The 313-nt window shown below is 62.0% G+C and carries 1 protein-coding gene; it reads left to right on the top strand.

From position 1 onward, the window contains the following. Positions 1-57 precede the first annotated feature (57 nt). Positions 58-313 (top strand): hypothetical protein (locus tag EN818_RS31655; RefSeq protein WP_135906722.1); only part of this gene is annotated, 256 nt, incomplete at its 3' end.

Raw genomic sequence — 313 nt, 5'->3', positions numbered from 1 at the left:
GATCTAGGCTTCCCGCGGCGCGTTTATCCGATGATCAGCCTTCAGGAGGAGGTTGCCATGAAAAAACTACTACTTGCTTCGGTAATTGCCATCGCCTCCGCGGCAGCCACGGTCGCGCCTGCGGACGCACAGTTCTTCGGTCCGTTCGGTCCGGTCGGCGGCTTCTGCGCGTCTCCGTTCTACGGCGGTCCGTTCTACGGCGGCCCGTTCGGCGGCCCGTTCTATGGCGGCGGACCGTTCTACGGCGGCGGACCGTTCTACGATTATCGCGGCCGGTATTACGGCCCGCGTTATTACCGTGACTATTATCCAG

This window comes from Mesorhizobium sp. M3A.F.Ca.ET.175.01.1.1 (genome assembly GCF_004791945.1).
Classification (GTDB): Bacteria; Pseudomonadota; Alphaproteobacteria; order Rhizobiales; family Rhizobiaceae; genus Mesorhizobium.
This window is presented reverse-complemented; position numbering and strand designations above follow the sequence as displayed.